Annotated in this window: 14 protein-coding genes; 4 read left to right on the forward strand and 10 right to left on the reverse strand. The window is 46.8% G+C overall.

Going from position 1 to position 20087, the window contains the following annotated elements; translation table 11 throughout:
• Positions 1 to 17: 17 nt before the first annotated feature.
• From VFDL14_RS10505 to VFDL14_RS10490, 4 genes are all read left to right on the forward strand, one after another.
• Positions 18 to 1247 (forward strand): ammonium transporter, encoded by a 1230-nt coding sequence (locus VFDL14_RS10505; RefSeq protein ID WP_032551509.1) that lies wholly within the window; start codon positions 18 to 20, stop codon positions 1245 to 1247.
• Positions 1248 to 1392: 145 nt separating this feature from the next.
• Positions 1393 to 2409 carry a Fe(3+) ABC transporter substrate-binding protein gene (locus VFDL14_RS10500; protein WP_032551510.1) on the forward strand — a complete coding sequence of 339 codons (1017 nt, stop codon included), beginning with the start codon at positions 1393 to 1395 and terminating at the stop codon, positions 2407 to 2409.
• A 248-nt stretch (positions 2410 to 2657) separates the two neighbouring features.
• The gene (locus tag VFDL14_RS10495) at positions 2658 to 4283 is read left to right on the forward strand and encodes an ABC transporter permease (RefSeq protein ID WP_032551511.1); all 1626 of its coding nucleotides are present in this window, start codon (positions 2658 to 2660) and stop codon (positions 4281 to 4283) included.
• On the forward strand, positions 4283 to 5311 hold the full coding sequence (locus VFDL14_RS10490; RefSeq protein WP_032551512.1) for an ABC transporter ATP-binding protein: 1029 nt from the start codon (positions 4283 to 4285) through the stop codon (positions 5309 to 5311). The genes VFDL14_RS10495 and VFDL14_RS10490 overlap by 1 nt, the downstream gene beginning before the upstream one ends.
• 125 nt (positions 5312 to 5436) lie before the next feature.
• On the opposite strand, the gene VFDL14_RS10485 is transcribed toward VFDL14_RS10490, so the two are convergent.
• From VFDL14_RS10485 to VFDL14_RS10440, 10 genes are all read right to left on the reverse strand, one after another.
• Complete coding sequence (locus VFDL14_RS10485; protein WP_032551513.1) at positions 5437 to 6849, reverse strand: phosphoglucomutase/phosphomannomutase family protein; 1413 nt, start codon at positions 6847 to 6849, stop codon at positions 5437 to 5439.
• Between the two features lie 74 nt (positions 6850 to 6923).
• Entirely contained in the window at positions 6924 to 9329 is a 2406-nt protein-coding gene (locus VFDL14_RS10480) for a GH36-type glycosyl hydrolase domain-containing protein (RefSeq protein ID WP_032551514.1), read from the reverse strand.
• A gap of 104 nt (positions 9330 to 9433) precedes the next feature.
• Positions 9434 to 11347: a beta-N-acetylhexosaminidase gene (locus tag VFDL14_RS10475; protein WP_032551515.1), complete on the reverse strand. Its 1914-nt coding sequence runs from the start codon at positions 11345 to 11347 to the stop codon at positions 9434 to 9436.
• A gap of 21 nt (positions 11348 to 11368) precedes the next feature.
• Positions 11369 to 12238, reverse strand: a complete 870-nt coding sequence (locus VFDL14_RS10470; RefSeq protein WP_032551517.1) for an N-acetylglucosamine kinase — start codon at positions 12236 to 12238, stop codon at positions 11369 to 11371.
• Position 12239: 1 nt separating this feature from the next.
• Complete coding sequence (locus VFDL14_RS10465; RefSeq protein ID WP_032551518.1) at positions 12240 to 13961, reverse strand: glycoside hydrolase family 9 protein; 1722 nt, start codon at positions 13959 to 13961, stop codon at positions 12240 to 12242.
• 120 nt (positions 13962 to 14081) lie between these two features.
• A complete protein-coding gene (locus VFDL14_RS10460; RefSeq protein ID WP_032551519.1) occupies positions 14082 to 15077 on the reverse strand; it encodes an ABC transporter ATP-binding protein in 996 nt (331 codons plus the stop codon).
• Positions 15078 to 15161: 84 nt separating this feature from the next.
• Complete coding sequence (locus VFDL14_RS10455) at positions 15162 to 16145, reverse strand: ABC transporter ATP-binding protein (RefSeq protein ID WP_032551520.1); 984 nt, start codon at positions 16143 to 16145, stop codon at positions 15162 to 15164.
• A 2-nt stretch (positions 16146 to 16147) separates the two neighbouring features.
• On the reverse strand, positions 16148 to 17173 hold the full coding sequence (locus tag VFDL14_RS10450; protein ID WP_032551521.1) for an ABC transporter permease: 1026 nt from the start codon (positions 17171 to 17173) through the stop codon (positions 16148 to 16150).
• Between the two features lie 2 nt (positions 17174 to 17175).
• Positions 17176 to 18162 (reverse strand): ABC transporter permease, encoded by a 987-nt coding sequence (locus tag VFDL14_RS10445; protein ID WP_032551522.1) that lies wholly within the window; start codon positions 18160 to 18162, stop codon positions 17176 to 17178.
• Between the two features lie 170 nt (positions 18163 to 18332).
• A complete protein-coding gene (locus tag VFDL14_RS10440; RefSeq protein ID WP_032551523.1) occupies positions 18333 to 20015 on the reverse strand; it encodes an ABC transporter substrate-binding protein in 1683 nt (560 codons plus the stop codon).
• Between the last annotated feature and the right edge of the window lie 72 nt (positions 20016 to 20087).

Here is a 20087-nt window from a genome sequence, read left to right on the forward strand (position 1 = left end):
GGACTGGAGAATTTAATATGGAACTTTTAACAACAGTAACGGAATTACGTTACGCACTAGACACTTTTTTCTTCCTCATTTCAGGTGCGTTGGTAATGTGGATGGCGGCAGGCTTTGCAATGCTTGAGGCGGGTCTTGTACGTTCAAAGAATACCACTGAAATCCTAACTAAAAACGTTTGTTTGTATGCGATTGCATGTACGACGTACCTAGTTGTTGGTTACAACATCATGTATGTCGATAACGGCGAAGGCGGTTGGTTGCCATCTTTTGGTGCACTAATTGGTACGCAAGGTGAAGGTGCGGATCACTCTCTAGAATCTGACTTCTTCTTCCAAGTAGTATTCGTTGCAACAGCAATGTCAGTCGTATCTGGTGCGGTTGCTGAGCGTATGAAGCTATGGTCATTCCTAATCTTCTCTGTGGTTCTGACAGCGTTCATCTACCCAATGGAAGGTTACTGGACATGGGGCGGCGGTTTCCTATCTGAAGCTGGCTTCAGTGACTTTGCAGGTTCAGGTATCGTACACATGGCAGGTGCCGCAGCAGCTCTAGCTGGCGTACTTCTACTGGGTGCTCGTAAAGGTAAATACGGTAAAAACGGTGAAATCTACCCAATTCCTGGTTCAAACATGCCACTAGCAACATTAGGTACATTCATCCTATGGTTCGGTTGGTTCGGCTTCAACGGCGGTTCTCAGCTAATGGTATCGGACTTTGAAAACGCGACAGCAGTAGGTCAAATCTTCCTAAACACAAACGCAGCAGCAGCAGCAGGTGCAATCGCAGCACTACTAGTGTGTAAGACAACTTGGGGTAAAGCAGACCTAACAATGGTATTGAACGGCGCGTTGGCTGGCCTAGTGGCTATCACGGCGGATCCACTATCTCCATCACCTCTATTTGCAGTCGCTATCGGTTCAGTTTCTGGTGCGCTAGTAGTATTCAGCATCATCGCTCTAGATAAAGCTAAGATTGATGACCCAGTAGGTGCTATCTCAGTACACGGTGTGTGTGGCTTCTTCGGTCTGATGGCTGTGCCACTAAGCAACGCTGATGCAACATTTGGTGCTCAACTATTCGGTGCTGCAGTAATCTTTGCTTGGGTATTCGGTGCAAGTCTAGCGGTGTGGGCAATCCTAAAAGCAACAATCGGCATCCGTGTAAGCGAAGACGAAGAGCTAGAAGGTATGGATATGCACGACTGTGGTGTTGGTGCTTACCCAGAGTTCGTATCTGTGAAGTAACATTTACAAATATTTACATTTAACCTACTTGAAACCTGCTCGGATGAGCAGGTTTTTTTGTTCTTCATCATTGTTTTCTAAATTATGATGAATATAATAACGCAACTGATAAACGTTATCATTACGAAGTTAAAGGACTGAACCAATGAAAAAACTGCTAACTCTTTCTGCTCTAGCTTGTGCAACTATCGCACCTACAGCTGCAATCGCGGCAGAAGAAGTGAACGTATACTCTTACCGTCAACCTTTCCTTGTTGAGCCTATGTTCAACGAGTTCACGAAAGAAACTGGTATTAAAGTAAACGTTAAGTTCGCTAAGAAAGGTCTAGCAGAGAAGCTAGCTCAAGAAGGCGAGTACAGCCCAGCTGACGTTATCCTAACTGTGGATATCAGCCGTCTATCTGAGCTAACTAAGCAAGGTCTAGTTCAATCTGTTGAGAGCGACGTACTAGAGAAGAACATCCCAGCTCAGTACCAAGATACTGATAACGAATGGTTTGCTCTAACAACTCGTACGCGTAGCGTTTACTCTTCACGTGACCGTGTTGGCCGTCTAGGTGAAGATTTCACTTACGCAGACTTAGCTAAGCCAGAATTCAAAGGCAAAATCTGTACTCGTAGCGGTAAGCACCCTTACAACGTATCTCTAGTTTCTTCTATGATTGCTCATAAAGGCGAAGCTGAAACTAAAGAGTGGCTAGAAGGCGTTAAAGCAAACCTAGCTCGTAAGCCTCAAGGTAACGACCGTGCACAAGTTAAAGCTATCAAAGAAGGTCTATGTGACGTTTCTCTTGGTAACAGCTACTACCTAGGTAAGATGGTTAACGATAAAGAGCAAAAAGCTTGGGCTGATGCTGTTTACATCAACTTCCCTAACCAAGAGACTACTGGTACTCACGTAAACATCTCTGGTATGGCAATGGCGAAATACTCTCCAAACAAAGAGAACGCTGTTAAGCTAATGGAATTCCTAGCAGGTAACACTGCACAAGGTATGTATGCTGAAGTGAACTACGAATACCCAGTAAAAGCTGATGTTAAACCATCTGAGCTTGTAGCATCTTGGGGTGAGTTCAAAGCAGATACAATTTCTCTAGATGAGATTGCTAACCACCACGAAGCGGCAATCAAACTTCTAGATGAAGTTAAATTCGACCTTTAATTTCATTGATGTAGGCTGCAGCCTAGATTGATTAACAACCTCAAGTTCCTACTTTATGGACTTGGGGTTGTTTTGTTTTTAAGCAAGTCACTTTTTGATACAAAGCAACGCCTAGAACTGGTGAGTTCTGAGCTTCGCGCCTTGCAGTCACAGTGCGATATCGGTATAACTACCCTTAGTTTTTAAAAGGATATGAGATGTATTTTCAAACGCATTTTCGAGTTATCCCTCTCCGTTGTAATTAAGCGATGAAACAAAAGAATTATATATGGAACACCAGTAGTGGAGTGATTGCTTTGCTGCTGGTTTTTCCGATCTTAGCGATATTCACAACCGCTGTTGGTGAAACGGATGAGCTCTTCTCTCATCTTATGTCTACAGTGATGCCTACCTACGCCTACAACACAGTGGTTTTAGTGTTCGGTACCATGTGTTTGTCGTTGATTTTTGGGATTCCCTCAGCGTGGATCATGGCAATGTGCCGTATCCCTGGCGAGCGGGTCCTACAATGGGCGCTAGTACTTCCTCTAGCGATGCCAGGTTACATCGTAGGTTATATCTTTACCGATTGGTTTGATTTCGCTGGACCAGTGCAGATTCTGCTGCGTGATATAACAGGATGGGGGCCGGGTGAGTATTGGTTCCCAGATATCCGAACCCTAAGCGGTGCAATTATTGTACTTTCTCTGGTTCTATATCCTTATGTCTACCTGCTATGCCGTGCTGCATTTATGGAGCAGAATGTTTCTTTGTTGCAATCTGCGCGACTCCTAAAGTGTTCTCCATGGGAAAGTTTCCGTCGTATTTCTCTACCGTTGGTTCGCCCGTCGATGGCGGTTGGCCTATCCCTTGTTGCAATGGAAACCGTAGGTGATTTCGGTACAGTAAGCTACTTTGCGGTTAATACGCTAACCACTGCGGTTTACGATACTTGGCTTGGTTACTCTAGCCTCACGGCTGCTGCCAAGATCTCGGCTATCATGCTAGTTATCGTGATCTTGTTATTGAGTTCAGAGCGCTACAGTCGCCGCAAGCAGAAGCTATTTCAAAACCAATTCAATAGCCGAGAAGACTTCCGTTATCAGCTGAACGGTTGGAAAAAGTGGTTAGCACTGTTCTGGTGTTGGGGATTGGTTTGTGTCGCTTTCTTATTTCCGTTAGGTCAACTACTTATCTACGCGTACAAATACTTCGCTCAAAGTTGGACTGCCGAGTTTAGAGAGTACGCGATGAACAGTTTAAATGTCTCTGTTCTCGCCGCTGTGATTGGCGTCCTAGTAGCACTGATTGTTAACTTTAATCAGCGAGTGAATCCGGGCAAGCGTAACCTTGCTTACATGCGTCTCTCTTCTATGGGCTACGCAGTACCAGGAACGGTGTTGGCTATCGGTGTTATGGTTCCGGTTCTGTTTATGGATCACTTGGTGAACGATATTGCCAAAGCGATGGAATGGGGGCGTCCAGGACTTATCTTCTCTGGCTCAATGTTCGCACTGATTTTTGCGATGGTGGTGCGTTTCTCGGCTGTCGCAATCGGGAGTATCGAAAGTAGCTTGAGCAAGGTTTCTCCATCATTGGATATGGCGTCGAAAACCATGGGCTGTAACACCAACCAGATGTTACGCCGAGTACACCTTCCTTTGATTAAGCGTGGGGCCTTAATCGCTGGTTTGCTGGTGTTTATTGAATCAATGAAAGAACTGAATGCAGCACTGTTACTGCGTCCATTCAACTTTGAAACGCTTGCGACCTATGTTTATAACTACGCCTCGGATGAGCACCTTGAACTGGCCGCAATGCCTGCGGTATTACTGGTTCTTGTGGGATTGATTCCGCTTATCATCGTTAACCGTTCTTTGGAGCAAAAAAACTAATGAGTTGTGCATTATCAATTAAAGACCTGACTTGTAAGTATGAGTCTCAGACGGTTTTAGAGTCTCTCTCCTTAGAGGTTGAGCACGGTGAGATTGTATGTCTGCTTGGTGCCAGTGGCTGTGGCAAAACAACGTTGCTAAAGGCGATTGCTGGTTTGCTTCCGCTGAGCAGTGGTGTCATGAACCTTAATTGCCAAACCATTGATGATGGTAAGAATTGGCTACCACCAGAGCAACGCAACATTGGCATGATCTTTCAAGATTATGCGCTTTTCCCGCACCTAACGGTAAATCAAAACGTTGCTTTTGGCTTGCGAGATCTTTCTGAGAAGGAGAAGCAGGCTAAGGTTCGTGAGATGCTTGAGCTGGTACATCTTGATGAGTACGGCGAGCGCTACCCACACCAACTTTCCGGTGGTCAACAGCAACGCGTCGCAATCGCACGCTCATTAGCTTATAAGCCAGATCTACTGTTACTTGATGAACCATTTTCAAATATTGATACTCAGGTTCGACATGAGTTGATTTCTCAGATCAGAAAGATCTTTAAGAAGCAGGGCGTTACCGCGATCTTTGTAACGCACAGTCGTGAAGAAGCTTTCGCCTTTGCTGACAAAATGGCTGTGATGAACCATGGTGTGATCGAACAGTACGGTTCTGCTTCGGAGTTGTATTTCCACCCTTCGAGCAAGTTTGTTGCAGACTTCTTAGGTGGCGGTAGCTACTTGAATGCTCAGCGTATATCTGAACATGAATTTGAAACCAGCTTAGGCGTGGTTGAGGCAAAATCTCAAACGGACATCGAGTTGGGCAATGACTGTGAGTTGTTGTTGAGACCTCAGCATATCTTGGCCAGCTATGAGCAAGACAGCGCTATCTCTGTATTGGAGCAGCAGTTTATGGGAGACCATTGCCGTTATGTGATTGAAGCGCATGGTCAGAAACTGCTGGCGACCTCTTCTGAAGCATTGGAAGTCGGCATGCCAGTGACAGTGAAAGTCGATACCAAGGGCGTTCTTGCTTTCTAAGATTCGTTTAACAAACAATCTCATGTGAATAAAAAAGCCCAGTATCAAACTGACTAAGTAGGATACTGGGCAAGCGTTCTTCACCTATAGGGTTAAATCTAGGTATAAAACCCTTCCTTAAGGAGTTACAAAGATAGGAAGGCTTTCATGTTTTGAAGAACACGTTCAGCAGTGTCTTTATCTTCCATTTCTGCAAATATACGCAGCAACGGTTCGGTTCCTGAGAAGCGAGCAATCACCCAGCCACCATTCTTGAAGTAGACTTTCGCTCCATCTTCATAGCTGACTTTTTCAATTTCATATTCAAATTCAGGCAGCTGTTTCTCTACGTAAATCTTGGTGTAAAGCGCCTCTTTCTGAGAAGGCTTGAATGTGCAATCACCCTCGGCGGTGTATGCATAACCGTACTTTGAATAGATCTCATCCAGCAGCTCTGAGAGCTTCTTGCCTGTTACACTGATCATCTCAACCAACAAGCTTGAAGCGAATACGCCATCTTTACCTTTGATGTGTCCGCGAATAGTCAAGCCGCCTGAGCTTTCGCCACCAATCAGTGAGTCATCCGCTTCCATTTGTGAACTAATGTGCTTAAAGCCTACTGGAACCTCAAAGCTCTTTTCACCGTGGTCAGCGGCGACTTTATCGAGTAGGTGAGTGGTTGCAATGTTACGCACTACCGAACCTTTCCAGCCCTTGTATTCCAGTAAGTAGTAGTAAAGCAGCAGTAGCACTTCGTTAGGGTGAATGAAGTTACCCTTCTCATCGATAATACCTAGGCGGTCAGCATCGCCATCGGTGCCAATACCTATGTCATAGCCTTCAGCCGCAACCAAGTGCTTCAAGCGATACAATGTTGCTGCGCTCGGTGACGGCATCAAACCGCCAAAGTCTGGGTTTTTACCGTCGTTGATCACGTCCACATCACAACGGCCGTTGATAAGAACAGTTTGAAGCGCATTTTTAGCTACACCAAACATAGGATCAATCAGCACACGAAGGTTGGCTTTCTTGATCGCATCGATATCGATGAAGTTGATGATCGAATCAACAAAGTCGTTCATCGGGTTGATGATTTCGATCTCTTTATCATTTAACGCCTGTTCGAAATCGACGCGCACAACGTCTTCGCTAGTTAGCGTAGCAATTTGCTGTTCGATCTTTTCGGTGATGATCTCATCAGCATCGCGGCCACCCTCGATGAATACTTTAATGCCGTTGTAATCCGCTGGGTTGTGAGAAGCGGTAATACATGCTGAGTAGGTGCAGCCCATCTCTTTCGCTTGGAACATTACGATGGGGGTTGGAACAAACTTATCGATGAAGCTGACTTTGATGTTGTTAGCAGCAAGTACTTCAGCAAACCAGCAGGCTGCTTTATCGGATAAGAAGCGACGATCGTAGCCAATTACAAAGCCATTTTGTGCCGCATCTTCATCATTGATGATGTTAGCCAGTGCTTGAGCGACCAAGCGAACGTTATCGCGAGTGAACTCTTCACCTATGAAAGCGCGCCAGCCACCCGTACCAAATTTAATCATGTGAAAATCCTTTTAGTCTCATTGCCTCAAATCAGTTATGACCTGAGGCAAGAGCGGTTCGTTAAATTACGCGATTAGCCAAGAACGACGACAACATCGTTCACGCTGCCTTCTGCTTGAACTGGGATAGTACCTTTGACTGCTTCGCCATTGATGGTAATAGACGCCACGCCTTTGCTTACTGCATTAGGGTTCTTCACAGTGATGTTGTAAGTTGCTCCGCGCCATTGACGAGTTACTTCGAACTCTGGCCAATCTGTTGGGATACATGGATCAACGGTTAGCCCCTCGAAACCAGTACGAACACCAAGAATGAAGTTGGTAACCGCAAAGTATGCCCAACCTGAAGTACCGGTTAACCAAGGGTGGTTAGCACGGCCGTGGTCTTGGTGGTCCTTACCCATGATGAACTGCACGTACGAGTACGGTTCTGCGTAGCGTGTTTCAATCATGTCGTTCTGGTTGTACGGGTTAAGAGCGTCGTAGAATTTCATTGCACGATCACCGCGACCAAGCTTCGCTTCTGCTACCCAAGCCCATGGGTTCGGGTGAGAGAAGATTGCACCATTCTCTTTTACGCCTTGGTAAACACGAGTGACGAAGCCGATATCATCGTTTGGTGTTGCAAATGATGGAGAGTTTAGGTGCAGGCCGTATTCAGAGAATAGATTCTCATCAACAGCATCCATCGCCTTCTCGCCACGCTCTTGAGAAACTGCGCCAGATAGAACTGCCAGTGTGTTTGACTCTAGGTGTACACGACCTTCAGCTTGTTGCGCAGTACCGATCTTGTCGCCATCTTTTGTTAGACCACGGATGTACCAGCCACCTTCGTCATCCCACAGGTGTGTTTCACACGCTTCACGAACGTTCGCTGCCATTTCAGTGTATTTCTCAACGTCAGCGTCATTGTTGCGGAATTTAGCAAGGTCTAGGAATTCTTGTAGTGCCCAGAAGTGTAGGAATGAAACCATTGACGATTCACCGCCACCTAGGTTCAAACAGTCATTCCAGTCAGCACGTAGACCTTTACAGATACCTGTTTGACCAACGTATTCTGCAGAGAAGTTCAGTGCCGCTTTCATGTGTTCGTAGACTGTCGCTTCACCGCCGTCTGCGTAAGGAATCACTTCATCAAAGAACTCATGCTCACCGGTTTCCATCACGTATTTGATGATGGTCGGAACGATCCATAGGTGATCATCAGAACATGTATCTTCGATGCCGTGGATCTTATCGTCGTCTGATGGTGTCGGAACTACTGTTGGTGATTTCGAAGGTTTAACATCCGCTTTCTCTGGATCAAACCAGTCTGGATCGAATAGGTGTAGACCGTAGCCCGCTTTAACTTGGCCGCGTAGTAGGTCAACGATACGTTTACGAGTCATTGCTGGGTTAGCGTGAGGTACTGAGATAGCGTCCTGCGCGGTATCACGGTAGCCAAGACCAGTACGGCCGCCCACTTCAATGAATGATGCAAAGCGCGACCAAACCACACAAGTTTCTGCTTGGTATAGTGTCCACGTGTTGATCATGGTGTCTAAGCCTTCGTTTGGAGACTTAACTTGGAACTTGTTGCAACGCTCGTCCCAGTGATCTTTGATGCCTTGGAACGCTGCATCTACGTTTGCTGTGTCTTGGTATTTTTCACGTAGGCGCTGACCGTTGCCTTTGCCGATACCTAGTACATAGGCAAAGCGAACTTCTTCACCCGGTTGAATCGTAAATTGCTTGTGTAGCGAGCCACAGTGGTTGTAACAGGTTTGAGCGCTGTTCGAACATTTACCGTTTTCAACCGCAATTGGGTTAGCTTCATCGCGGTACATGCCAAGGAAAGTGTCGCGTTGACCGTCATAGCTGTCTGGTGAGAAAGTTGATGCTAAATAGTAGAAGCCTTCGAAGTCGTTGGTGTTGTAGTACAGATCGTATTCCAATACACCTTTTTTGTATTCAGTACCTGCTGAGTACAGAGACATCTGGTGGTTTTGGTTGTCTGATTGGATGTGGCTGAACGAGAACTCTACAAATGAGAATGTGCTGATAGTACGTGGCTTATCAGTGTTATTCTTTAGTACAACGTCCCAAATCTCTGCATCTTCGCCCTTAGGGACGAATAGCGTTTTGGTTGCGGTAATGCCGCTATATTCACATTTGAACTTTGAGTATGACAGGCCGTGACGAACCTCGTAGTTGGCTTCGTCGAGGCTTTTAGCCACTGGCTGCCAAGAGATAGACCAGTAATCACCAGTTTCATCATCACGCAGATAAACATAGTGTCCCGGACGATCAAAAGTGCCGTTAGGACGGAATTTAGTAACACGGTTATATTCTGGTGAGTTGTAGAACGAGTAACCGCCAGCGTTGTGTGATATGACCGTACAGAACTTCTCGGTACCTAAGTAGTTAGTCCAAGGTGCTGGTACATCAGGGCGAGTGATGACGTATTCGCGATTCTCGTTGTCGAAATAGCCGTATTTCATTGTTATTTCCTTTTTAACAAACTGCACTCCGGCAGTTAATCTTACAAATATTGATTCAGAGCCTCGTGGCTATGTATCCGAAATTAATGGGTTTTCTAGTGTTCTTACCAAGGTGAGCGGTACTGAATATCTAACCGTTCAAGCAGTAGTAAGTGACCTTTTAGGCGGGATAGGTAATCCAGCCAGTTACGATTGTTCTTGTGGGTCCAGCATCCTTCCGCTAGTGCGCTGATCCGAGGGAATACCATGTAATCCATACGCTGTTGGTGGGTAACAATTTCACACCAAAGCGCACACTGAATGCCGCGAATTCGTTTTCGAATCGGGTCAGTGTCAGAGATCTCCGCAAGTGGCTCATAGTTGTAGGCTTGTTCCAGTGGAATCACTGAAGCCCAGTCAACACCAGGCTCTTCTGGTGCAAAATCTTGTGTCATGTCGAGGTAAGTGAATTGAGCCGGTTGCAGCACCACGTCAAAGCCTTGTCTAGCACAATTGACGGCGGCTTCTTCACTTAGCCACGAGTAGATGATGGTCTCTTTGCTGACCTTGTCGCCGTGTTGTGCTTCTTCCCAGCCGACCATTTTTTTACCAAGCTGTTTGAGCTTGTTTTCGGCATAGCGGAATAGGTGACCTTGCAGCTCTTTACTGTCTTGATAACCGTGTTCTTTCATTACTACTTGAGCTGTAGGACTGTTTGTCCAAACTCCATGTGGCACTTCATCTGCGCCCATGTGGATAAGCTTGCTTGGAAAGAGAGCAGCGACTTCTTCGATAACGATATCTAGGAACTGATAGGTGCCTTTAAGCCCTGGGTTGAGTACGTTATCGGTATAGTGCTGAATACTCTTGTATGCGGTTGTATCTTCCTGCTCAACCAACATCTCTGGTAGAGATTTGATTGCTGCGCGGCAGTGGCCTGGAATATCAATTTCTGGAATCACTGTAATGCCGCGCTTTTCGGCGTAGGCGATCACTTCGCGGATCTCTTGTTGGGTGTAATAGCCACCATAGCGCTGTGCCAGATGAGTGTATTGAGGCTCCAGTGCTTCATTAAGACCACGCCATGCGCCAATGTCGGTCAGTTGAGGCAGCTGTTTTATCTCTATGCGCCAACCTTCATCATCCGTGAGGTGCCAGTGGAAAACATTAAACTTGTATAGGGCGAGTTGGTTGATTAAACGCTTCACATCCTCTAGCGAGTGAAAGTGGCGTGCACAGTCAAGCATCATCCCGCGGTATTTAAATCTTGGTTTGTCGACGATTTTGCAGCATGGAACCGAGAAGGACTCTACGCCTTGCTGCTCAATCAGCTGAAGCAGGGTTGCGGCTGCATAGATAAAGCCACTTTGGCTACCGGCTTCTGCTGTTATTGCTTCCTCTGTCACCGTGAGTTTATATTCAGCATCATCGAGTGTTGGGTTGGTTCTAAAGGTAATGGCACCCACCTCTTGCTCAGGCAGTGATAGCTCGAAATGGGTGCGCAATTCTTCTTTCAGCCACTCTCCACCATCGCTTGCCAGTGCAGAGGTGATAGCGAGCGTGGTACTTGGAGTTAGGGGGAAGGCTCCGCTTTGTGTTGTGACTGAGTTTGGTTGTGGGATCAGCGCCAATGATGCGGCATCAACCTGAGGAACTTCAGTGCGTTCGCGGTAGGGAGAGGCCAGAACAATTGGGGAAATATCTACCGGTAAGATTTGCGTTTCATCATCAGTGAGAGTTTGGATAAACGCATCGTTTAAACCGTCTGAAAGGAAACGGAATGGGGCACTTTGAATACTGAATTCAAAATAGTAGTGATTATTGGCCTTAAGCTCGCCGTCATTAGGTGTATACGTACAGTAGCTACCTACCTGAGTTAGAGTGCCTTGCGATAAGCTTTCTGGGTGAATAAAGCGATCAAAGGCAAAATGCAGCGACCATGTTTTGATGTCGGCATCACTTAAATTATGTACGGTAAGACCAAAGCGGCAGTTTTGCTTTTGTTCTGAGAGAACAGCTAAGTCAATGCGGTAATTCATATCACTTCCCTGTTAAGTCTATTAGTACAAGTTATGTTCGGGCTTGCCAGCAAACATCAGCGCACCTTCGATGGCGTCGAATTGAGGCTGTACAACCCATTGCTGAACAACGGGAGAGAGCCAAGGCAGAATACGTTCAGCGATACTACCCATTAGGCACACTTGATTGGCTCCTTTTCGGTGGAGGGCATTGATAAACATTTCGATGTCAGCTGCCGTTTGTTTGAGCATCTCAATAGCGAGCTCATCACCTTCGTTGGCGAGTTGAAAAATAACCGGGGAAAACTGACCGTAGTCCTTTGGAATGGCGGTCTTTGACCATTCAACAATATTGTCTACGTCATTATCGAAGTGGTTCATGACGTGTTGGCACAGTGATGTTTTTGGGCGAATACCGTCTTCTGCAAGCAGTACTTGCTGGATAAGTCTGAGCCCCATCACGGCACCACCGCCTTGGTCTGAAATTGGGAACTCACGACCACCAACGACGTGTTGCTCCCCATCTTTGAGCAAAATGCCACACGAACCAGTACCACCAATCATGATCGCGCCGTCTTGCCCGTTGTGCGCGCCAACACAAGCACCATAGGCATCGGTATTCAGGGTGATTGATGCAAAAGGGTGATCGATTGTCATGAAGTTCAACCAAGCCGATTTTTGTTCAGCACCAGCAAGTGCTAACCCAACATGCATCTTCGGAAAATCAGATTCTGTTAAACCGCCTTGTAGAGCCGCATCACGAATTGCAGCAACGATGGACGCCATCGCAATATCAGTACCAAGAAGAATATTGGCGCTACCGCTTTTGGCTTCTCCAATAAATTGGCCTTCAGTGTCACGGATTCGAGCTCGGCAAGAGGTGCCGCCGCCATCAATACCTACGTAGTACATGTTATTGCTCCCCTTGATTAACGGTGAAGTTAAACTGGGCCGCTGTTGCTAACAGGTACCACGCGCCATGAGGGATCCATTGCTCTCCCCAGCGCCAGTTTTGAAGCGTGTCATCTTTTTGTGCTGGTGGGTTAAAGGCGATATCTTCTTCGTCTTCAAAACCCGCAGTGATGCCATTACAAATACCGCCCTTGGCATTGAAAAAGCCAAGTTGTGGTAGGTAGTCTGGGTTGTTGTGGCCGTGACCATCTAGCATGGACATGTGGTAAGGGTTGAGACCTAAAATCCAGTCTAAACAGTTTTGAGACAGGGTAATCAGGCGCGCTTTGAGTGCTTCGTCTCGAATATAAGGTTGAGCGAGCAACGCCATAGTCGCTAAAGAGCCTAGGCGCGCATTTTCACCCTGCCACCAATAGCCCGTCTCGTTGTTGTGAGCAACGAAGAAGGCGTCTCGCTTATCACCGTCGACTGGTTTGACATATTGTCGAGGATAGCCAAATGGGTTCGCGACTCTGTCGGTAACGGAGATTTCAAATTGGCAGGCTTGCTCGACCACGAGACTTGTAGTTGCATGATGCTGCATATCCGGTTCTATAGCTAAGTACTCACATAGAGCAATCACGGGCAGGCCGGCTTCCGCTGCATGGAAATAAGGGCGCGAACCGTCGGAATTTGCTGACCAGAAGTGATCAAAGGTTTGATCTGACTGTTGGCGTTGAGTAAGGCGTTTAGTCCAGACTCTCGCTTCAGCAAGGTATTTAGAGTCTTTAGTTACGCGATAGAGTTCGCTTGCCGCCAACAGTGCACAATACTCATCGATGATGTTCTCTTCACCATCGTTGAGGTAGAGAAGGTTGTACTCTTTTAGGTGCCAGTAGCCTTTTTCAGCTGTCTCTAAATAGGTTTGATTAGAGTACTCTCCAGAAACTTCTAGAGCAGAAGCACTGGCCAGCGCTGCGATAGCAACTCCAGCACCTTGGCGGAATCCGGCTTGAAAATCGTCAGATTTGATACCTTCCTGTGTCGCATAGGCACAGATATCACGTTGGTTGATATCTTTGCTCCACTTGTCAAATACAGTCATGTAGAAGTAGCCGGCTGCATCTTGCATACGCACTAAGAAGTCGGCGCCAAATAGTGCCTCTTCAGTAAGGCGAGTTTGAGTGAACTTTTGGAATGTTTCATGATCCTGAGCTAAACGCAGTCCTTTGAGCATGTTCCAAACCACCATCGGAATCTGTTGTGGATTTAGGTAGTTTCCATAAGAGAGATGACTAAAGTACTTACTGACGTCACCCGATGCATCGTACCAACCACCGTGCACATCAACATAACGCTCAGTGCCCAGCAATTGAGCTTGTTTATCCTTCTTGTCGAAAATGCCGCCACAGCGCTGTGATTTGAAGTAGTGCAGAACGTCAGAGAAGGTTCTCTGCATCAGTAGGTTTTCACCAATCTCGAAAATTTCCGAACGCAGGTTTTCAAAGCGCAGATAGTAACGCCCCGATTTGGTCACTTCACTGAAATCAATCGTGAAGTAGTTTCCTGTGTGCCAGTTTGCAACTTGGCCGTGCTTAACCACATCAAAACTATCAACGGTGACATGATTATCTGCACACACCAACAGTACAGAGGTAGAGGAAAGACGAGCCTTGCGAGTTTGCAGTATCGCTTGCTTTGGCGCGTTGGCTTCATAGCCGATGTGATTGGTGAGTAACAGCATCAAATGTCTCCGACAGTCCTAATTTCTATTGGCTAGGTACTAAATCTTTGGTTAAAAATGGTCGATGTTAAATGACCAGAGTGAAAAGGTTAGGGACAGTGCTGCCCCCAACCCCAATGATTAACTCTCGTGTAGGTAACAGCGTACGAAGTGGTTTTCACCTAACTGAGTCACACCCGGCAGTTGCTCTTTACACTTGTCGGTTGCGTGCGTGCAGCGACCAGCAAAAGGACAGCCTGCAGACTCAGGAGTCCACAGTGGAATCTCCCCTTTGTTGCCAGCCAATTTTTCATGGATTGATTTCTTTGGATCCGGAACTGCTGACACCAAAAGTTGGGTATATGGGTGTTGTGGGTTGGCGATGACCTCATCGGTATCTCCCCATTCCACCATGTGTCCGACATACATCACTGAAAGGTCTTCCGCGATGTAGCGAGCTGTCGCAATATCGTGAGTGATGTAAAGCAGCGACATCTCTTTCTCGAACTTCATCTCTTCCATCAGGTTGAGAACACCTGCACGGATTGATACGTCGAGCATTGAGGTTGGCTCATCAGCAAGAACTACCTCAGCACCTACTGCGATATTACGCGCCAGATTGACACGCTGACGCTGGCCGCCAGACAGTTGGTGCGGGTACTTTTGAGCCGTCTCTTTTGGTGGGATTAAACCAACTTGCTCAAGAAGATCGTATACGCGTTCTTCTTGCTCACGCTTATTGCGCGGGTCCACTTTTTTGTGAATCAGCAGTGGACGTAAAATATGGTGGAAGATGTTGTGAGTTGGGTTGAGTGAACCAAACGGGTCTTGCCATACCATTTGTACGCCTTCACGATAGGTCATCAAATCATGCTTAGACGCGATAGTTTGGATATCGCGGCCTTTGTATTCGATAACGCCGTCAGTTGGCGCGTACATCTTGGCGATCATCTTCGCTGTGGTTGATTTGCCTGAGCCAGATTCACCTACAACGGCGAGGCCACGGCTTTTATACATCTTGAATGACACGTCGTTGATCGCACGCATCATTGGAGTTTGAATTGTGGTACTGCTTATTGGGAAGTCTTTGACGACGTTCTTACCTTCTACCAATAGTTGACCGTAATTTTTGCTCATAATTGTCTCCAGAATCCTTTATCGCTTTTTGCTTGCATGGCGGTTTGTCCGCCTTGTTGTATTGATGCTCTAAGAGCAGGCAAGCTAGAGCTTGGTATGTACTATTGGTTCACCATAAAGGTGGCAGTTTGAAAGATGCCCTGGCTCAATTGAGCGCAGCTTGGTTGGCACTTTCGTACAAGTTTCATGTACACGGTCACAACGAGCTTGGAAGCGACAACCCTCTGGTATCTCTAATAAGTTCAGAGGGTTACCAGGGATGCCTGCCAATTTCGTTTTTGGACCCGTCAAAGGAGGGAAAGAACTCCCCAGTCCTTTGGTGTACGGGTGATAAGGGTTTTCTAGAATATCTTGTGAGTTCGCCACCTCGATCAGTTCGCCTGAGTACATGATGCCGATACGGTCGGAGAACTCGACCATCAGCGACAAGTCATGGGTAATGAACAAGATAGAGAAACCGAACTCTTCTTTTAGCGCGTGGATCTTCTGTAGGATCTCACGCTGTACCACCACATCGAGAGCCGTTGTTGGCTCATCCATGATGATCAACTTCGGATTCAGAGCTAATGCAATCGCAATCACCAAGCGCTGACGCATACCGCCAGAGAATTGGTGCGGGTAATCGCTAAGACGGCTAGGGTGGATATCAACGATCTCCAGCAGGCCTTCAGCGCGTTGTTTTGCTTGTTCACGAGTCATGTTGGTGTGACGCATAATCACGTCACAGAACTGCTCTTCCATTGGTAAGACAGGGTTCAACGCGTTCATCGCACTCTGGAATACCATCGACATCTCGCTCCAGCGGAATGCCTGCATACGATCGTCACTGTAATTTAAGATGTTTTCACCGTTGAAGATAACCTCACCACCGGTGATAAACGCTGGCGGCTTATGAAGGCGCATCAGTGAGAACGCAACGGTTGATTTACCACAACCCGATTCTCCAGCTAGACCGAAGACTTCTCCGGGTGCAATGTCAAAGCTCACGTTGTTACAGGCGCGGACATCTCCCGCGTCTGTGATGTAATCTACGCAAAGGTTGCGGATAGAAATGAGTGGTGCTGTCATGATTATTTATCTCCGCTCCAAAGTGCATTTTGTGGTGGTAGTTCAGGCTCACGCTCTTGCTTGTCTTGCGCAGCAAGTTTCTTCCAGCGCTTCATACCTTTGTGCGAACGCAGTTGTGGGTTAGCAATCTCATCAACAGCAAAGTTCAGCAGTGCTAGGCCAGTTACAAGTAGCGTTAGTGCGATACATGGAGCTAGCAGTTCCCACCAAGCGCCAATTAGCATCGAAGAAGAGGCTTGTACGTTGTAAAGCATGATGCCCCAGCTCACGGTGTTCGGGTCGCCAAGACCAAGGAACGACAGTGTCGCTTCCATCATGATTGCGTACATCACAGAGCCGATGAAGCTCGCGCCAACGATTGAGATAAGGTTTGGCAGAATCTCAATGAAGATGATGCGGAAAGAAGACTCACCCAATACCTCAGCAGCTTTCACAAACTCTTTTTCACGCAGAGCCAGTGTTTGTGAGCGGATAACCCTCGCGCCCCAAGCCCAGGACATAAAGCCGATAACTAAGGTGATGGTTAATGGGCCCGCCTCACCAATGAATGCTGCGACTACAAAGAGCAATGGGTATTGTGGAATAACCAGCATGATGTTCATCGCTGCGGTAAGAATGTCGTCAACACGACCGCCGAAGTAACCTGCCGATACACCGATTACAGTAGCAAGTAGACATACCGTGATACCTGCACCGAAGCCTACTGCTAGTGATACGCGAGCACCGTGTACTACTTGAGACCAAACATCACGACCCATACGAGTTGTGCCCAGTACGTGGTCTGCTTTTTTAGACATGATCAGCGTACGACGGTCATCTGCTAGGTTTGTTGCTACCCAGCCATCAGGGTTAGATTGAGCCGATTTCACTACGAAGCTTGGGTACTCGTGCGGGTTACCCGTACGTTTGTCTGGGGCGTGCTTTGCAATTAATGGTGCAAACAGCGCTGCGAAGATGAAGACGCCAAGAATGATTACACCAGTCAGTGCCATCGGGTTGCGCCAAATGAGTTTTAGAAAGTCTTTCATGATTATTTACCACCCTTACGTAGACGAGGGTCAAGAACAACGTAAAGCATGTCAGCGACAAGGTTAAAGAACAGCATGAACAGCGTCATGATAAGCAGCTGACCTTGAAGAACTTGGTAGTCACGCGCGTTAATCGCATTGAATAGAACCGTACCAAGACCCGGGTAGTTGAAGATGATTTCGATGATGAGCTGACCACCGATTGCCATACCTAGTGACATTGAAAGTGCGGTTACACTCGGTAGTAGTGCGTTACGTGCCGCGTAGTTGAATACCACTCGGTTTTCACTTAGGCCCTTACCTTTAGCCATAGTGATGTAGTCTTCTGCAAGAAGGTTGATCATGTTGTTACGCATGTTGACTAGGAAGCCACCAATCTGAACCACAGAAGCACAAAATAGAGGGAGAACAGCGTGATAAGCCGCGTCTTTAATGAATTCCCAGCTTGTCCAATCTGGCACTGTACCCGCGGTATATGCGTAGCCTGTCGGGAACCACTTAAGGCCGATTGCGAAGGTGAATAGTGCAATCATTGCGATAACTACTTGAGGTACTGCTTGTAGAATCAGCATACCTGGGGTCACGAATGCATCGTATTTACTGCCACGTTTCCAAGCTGCGAAGATGCCTAGGATAGAACCTAGCGAGAACGATAGAACAACCGCAGTGCCTGCTAGGAATAGAGACCAACCGAATGCGCCGCCGAGCAGCGAGTTTACAGACAGTGGGTAGAATTGGATTGAAGTACCTAGCTCCCAGCTAAGGATGTTCTTCATGTAAGCAATGTATTGTACTAATAGACCGCCATCGACAAAGCCGAGTAGTTCTTTCATTGCTGCGATACGCTCAGGGGTTACCTGAACAGAAGCGTTAGCGAACATCATGGTCACCGGGTCGCCCGGCATTGCTCGCGGAATTGCAAAGTTTAACGTCGCAGCAACTAATAGCGCGACAAAATAAAATGACAAACGTCTTAAAAAATAACCCATAACTCACACCTTACTCACCCAGATTGTTTCCCTGTTTCTGGATTCAGGTCGCTCCTAGCGAAAATTTGGAACGAGAAATCCCCTGACGACGAGCGCCATACTTTCAATTGAGAGTGTGGGGATTTTTATAAGCGGCGTAAGGGATTACGCCGCAAGGATTGAACGACTGCTTATTGAACTGGTTTTAGGTCCAGTACGTGAAGTAGACGCTCTGGAATACCAGCCCAGATGTTTGGACGACCTTTTGGATTCTCTTCGTTCCACCAACCAGTGAAGCGAGTTGTGTTGTATTGGTACATGTAAGCACCAGACATTACAGGAATCGTTACTTGGTCAGCTGCGATGATCTTCTGGATACCGTGAGCGATGTCTAGCTGCTCGTTCTTATCAGCTGTTTTGTAGAAGCTGTTTAGAAGACCGTCTAGCTTGTCGTTCTTGTAGAAGTGCATCGCGAAACGAGGCATACCGTCACCAGATTGCAGTGAAGAGTTGTACGCGCTGTTCCAGTAAGTGTATGGATCCGCACCGTGGAAGTAGTTTGTGTAAGCTACGTCGTACGTACCTTCAAGCATTGCTTGGTTGTACACAGAGAAATCTGGTGTACGAGCTTTTGCTTTGATGCCAACTTCGTTTAGTTGTTCAACTGCAAGTTGTACTGTGTTGTTGAAGTCAGTCCAACCGTTTGGTGATTGAATCAATAGCTCGAAAGACTTGCCTGATGGCGTATCAACAAAGCCGTCTTTGTTTACGTCTTTGAAGCCAGCGTCAGCAAGAAGCTTCTTCGCGCCTTCAGCGTTGTAAGTGTTGAAGCCTTTGTACTTGTCGTGAGTCTTTTCATCAGACCAAGCTTCGAATGCATAGCCAAGGCCAGATGCGAAGTCATTCACTGTACCGCCACCGTAGAACGCGATATCGATGATAGTTTGACGGTCAAGAGCCATAGAGAATGCACGACGGAATTCAACGTTGTTTAGCGCTTCGTTCTTCGCAGCATCTGGGTGCTTGAAGTTCACAACAAATGCTTGAGTACCTGCTGGCGGGTACCAGTAGTGGTGCTTAGGACTTGCTGCTGCGTAAGTACGGTCGATGTCTGGTACGAAAGAAGATGTCCAGTCCATTTCACCGTTAACTACTTTACCTAGGAATTGGTCGTTATTTGCGATTTGTGGAACACGCAGACAGTCAACGTCTAGGTTGTCAGCATCCCAGTAGTTCGGGTTTTCACACTGAATGTAAAGTTGAGCTGTGAAAGTATCGATCTCAGTAAATGGACCAGAGCCTACAGGGTTCTCATTGGTGAAAGTTGCTGGATCTTTGATGTCTTTCCAGATGTGCTTAGGTACTACAGGTACTTTAGCAATCTCATAAGGTACGTTTGAGTTTGCTTCTGTTAGGCGGAACTTAACTTGGTAATCGTTAAGTTTCTCTACTGAAGTTACCCAAGAGTTGATACCAGATTGGTCAAGCTCTGGCTTCTCTTTTACAAGGTTGAAAGAAAAAACAACATCATCTGCTGAGAAGGTTTCACCATCAGACCATTTAACACCCTTACGGATGTCGAACGTTACGCTCATTAGGTCGTCAGCCATTTTGAAGTTTTCAGCTAGACGGAATACTGGTGTGTTACCGTGCATTTCGTTGAAAACAACAAGTGGCTCGTATAAGAAGTCAGTCGTTGTATGTAAGTTAGTCGCACCTAGGTACGGGTTAAAGTTACGTACAAACGTTGTGTACTCTTTCGGGTGGATAGTCAGTTCGCTGCGTTCTGCAGCTGTTGCTACCGATGCAAAACCTGTCGTAGCAGTCGCAATAATTGCTGTTGCTAGTGCTGTTTTTTTTATATTGGCAAGCATAGCTGTTCCTTACTATTTGCTTTCATTTCACTAATGGATTGAATGTCATCTTTTGCTATTCGTAGATACACA

The organism is Vibrio fortis, from assembly GCF_000695685.1.
Lineage (GTDB): Bacteria > Pseudomonadota > Gammaproteobacteria > Enterobacterales > Vibrionaceae > Vibrio > Vibrio fortis_A.

Bases quoted from the DNA above. Each gene is read 5' to 3' on its own strand.
- VFDL14_RS10460 (WP_032551519.1), bottom strand. From the start codon at position 15,077: ATGAGCAAAAATTACGGTCAACTATTGGTAGAAGGTAAGAACGTCGTC.
- VFDL14_RS10475 (WP_032551515.1), bottom strand. From the start codon at position 11,347: ATGAATTACCGCATTGACTTAGCTGTTCTCTCAGAACAAAAGCAAAAC.
- VFDL14_RS10480 (WP_032551514.1), bottom strand. From the start codon at position 9,329: ATGAAATACGGCTATTTCGACAACGAGAATCGCGAATACGTCATCACT.
- VFDL14_RS10445 (WP_032551522.1), bottom strand. From the start codon at position 18,162: ATGGGTTATTTTTTAAGACGTTTGTCATTTTATTTTGTCGCGCTATTA.
- VFDL14_RS10500 (WP_032551510.1), top strand. From the start codon at position 1,393: ATGAAAAAACTGCTAACTCTTTCTGCTCTAGCTTGTGCAACTATCGCA.
- VFDL14_RS10495 (WP_032551511.1), top strand. From the start codon at position 2,658: ATGAAACAAAAGAATTATATATGGAACACCAGTAGTGGAGTGATTGCT.
- VFDL14_RS10470 (WP_032551517.1), bottom strand. From the start codon at position 12,238: ATGTACTACGTAGGTATTGATGGCGGCGGCACCTCTTGCCGAGCTCGA.
- VFDL14_RS10490 (WP_032551512.1), top strand. From the start codon at position 4,283: ATGAGTTGTGCATTATCAATTAAAGACCTGACTTGTAAGTATGAGTCT.
- VFDL14_RS10485 (WP_032551513.1), bottom strand. From the start codon at position 6,849: ATGATTAAATTTGGTACGGGTGGCTGGCGCGCTTTCATAGGTGAAGAG.
- VFDL14_RS10455 (WP_032551520.1), bottom strand. From the start codon at position 16,145: ATGACAGCACCACTCATTTCTATCCGCAACCTTTGCGTAGATTACATC.
- VFDL14_RS10450 (WP_032551521.1), bottom strand. From the start codon at position 17,173: ATGAAAGACTTTCTAAAACTCATTTGGCGCAACCCGATGGCACTGACT.
- VFDL14_RS10465 (WP_032551518.1), bottom strand. From the start codon at position 13,961: ATGCTGTTACTCACCAATCACATCGGCTATGAAGCCAACGCGCCAAAG.
- VFDL14_RS10440 (WP_032551523.1), bottom strand. From the start codon at position 20,015: ATGCTTGCCAATATAAAAAAAACAGCACTAGCAACAGCAATTATTGCG.
- VFDL14_RS10505 (WP_032551509.1), top strand. From the start codon at position 18: ATGGAACTTTTAACAACAGTAACGGAATTACGTTACGCACTAGACACT.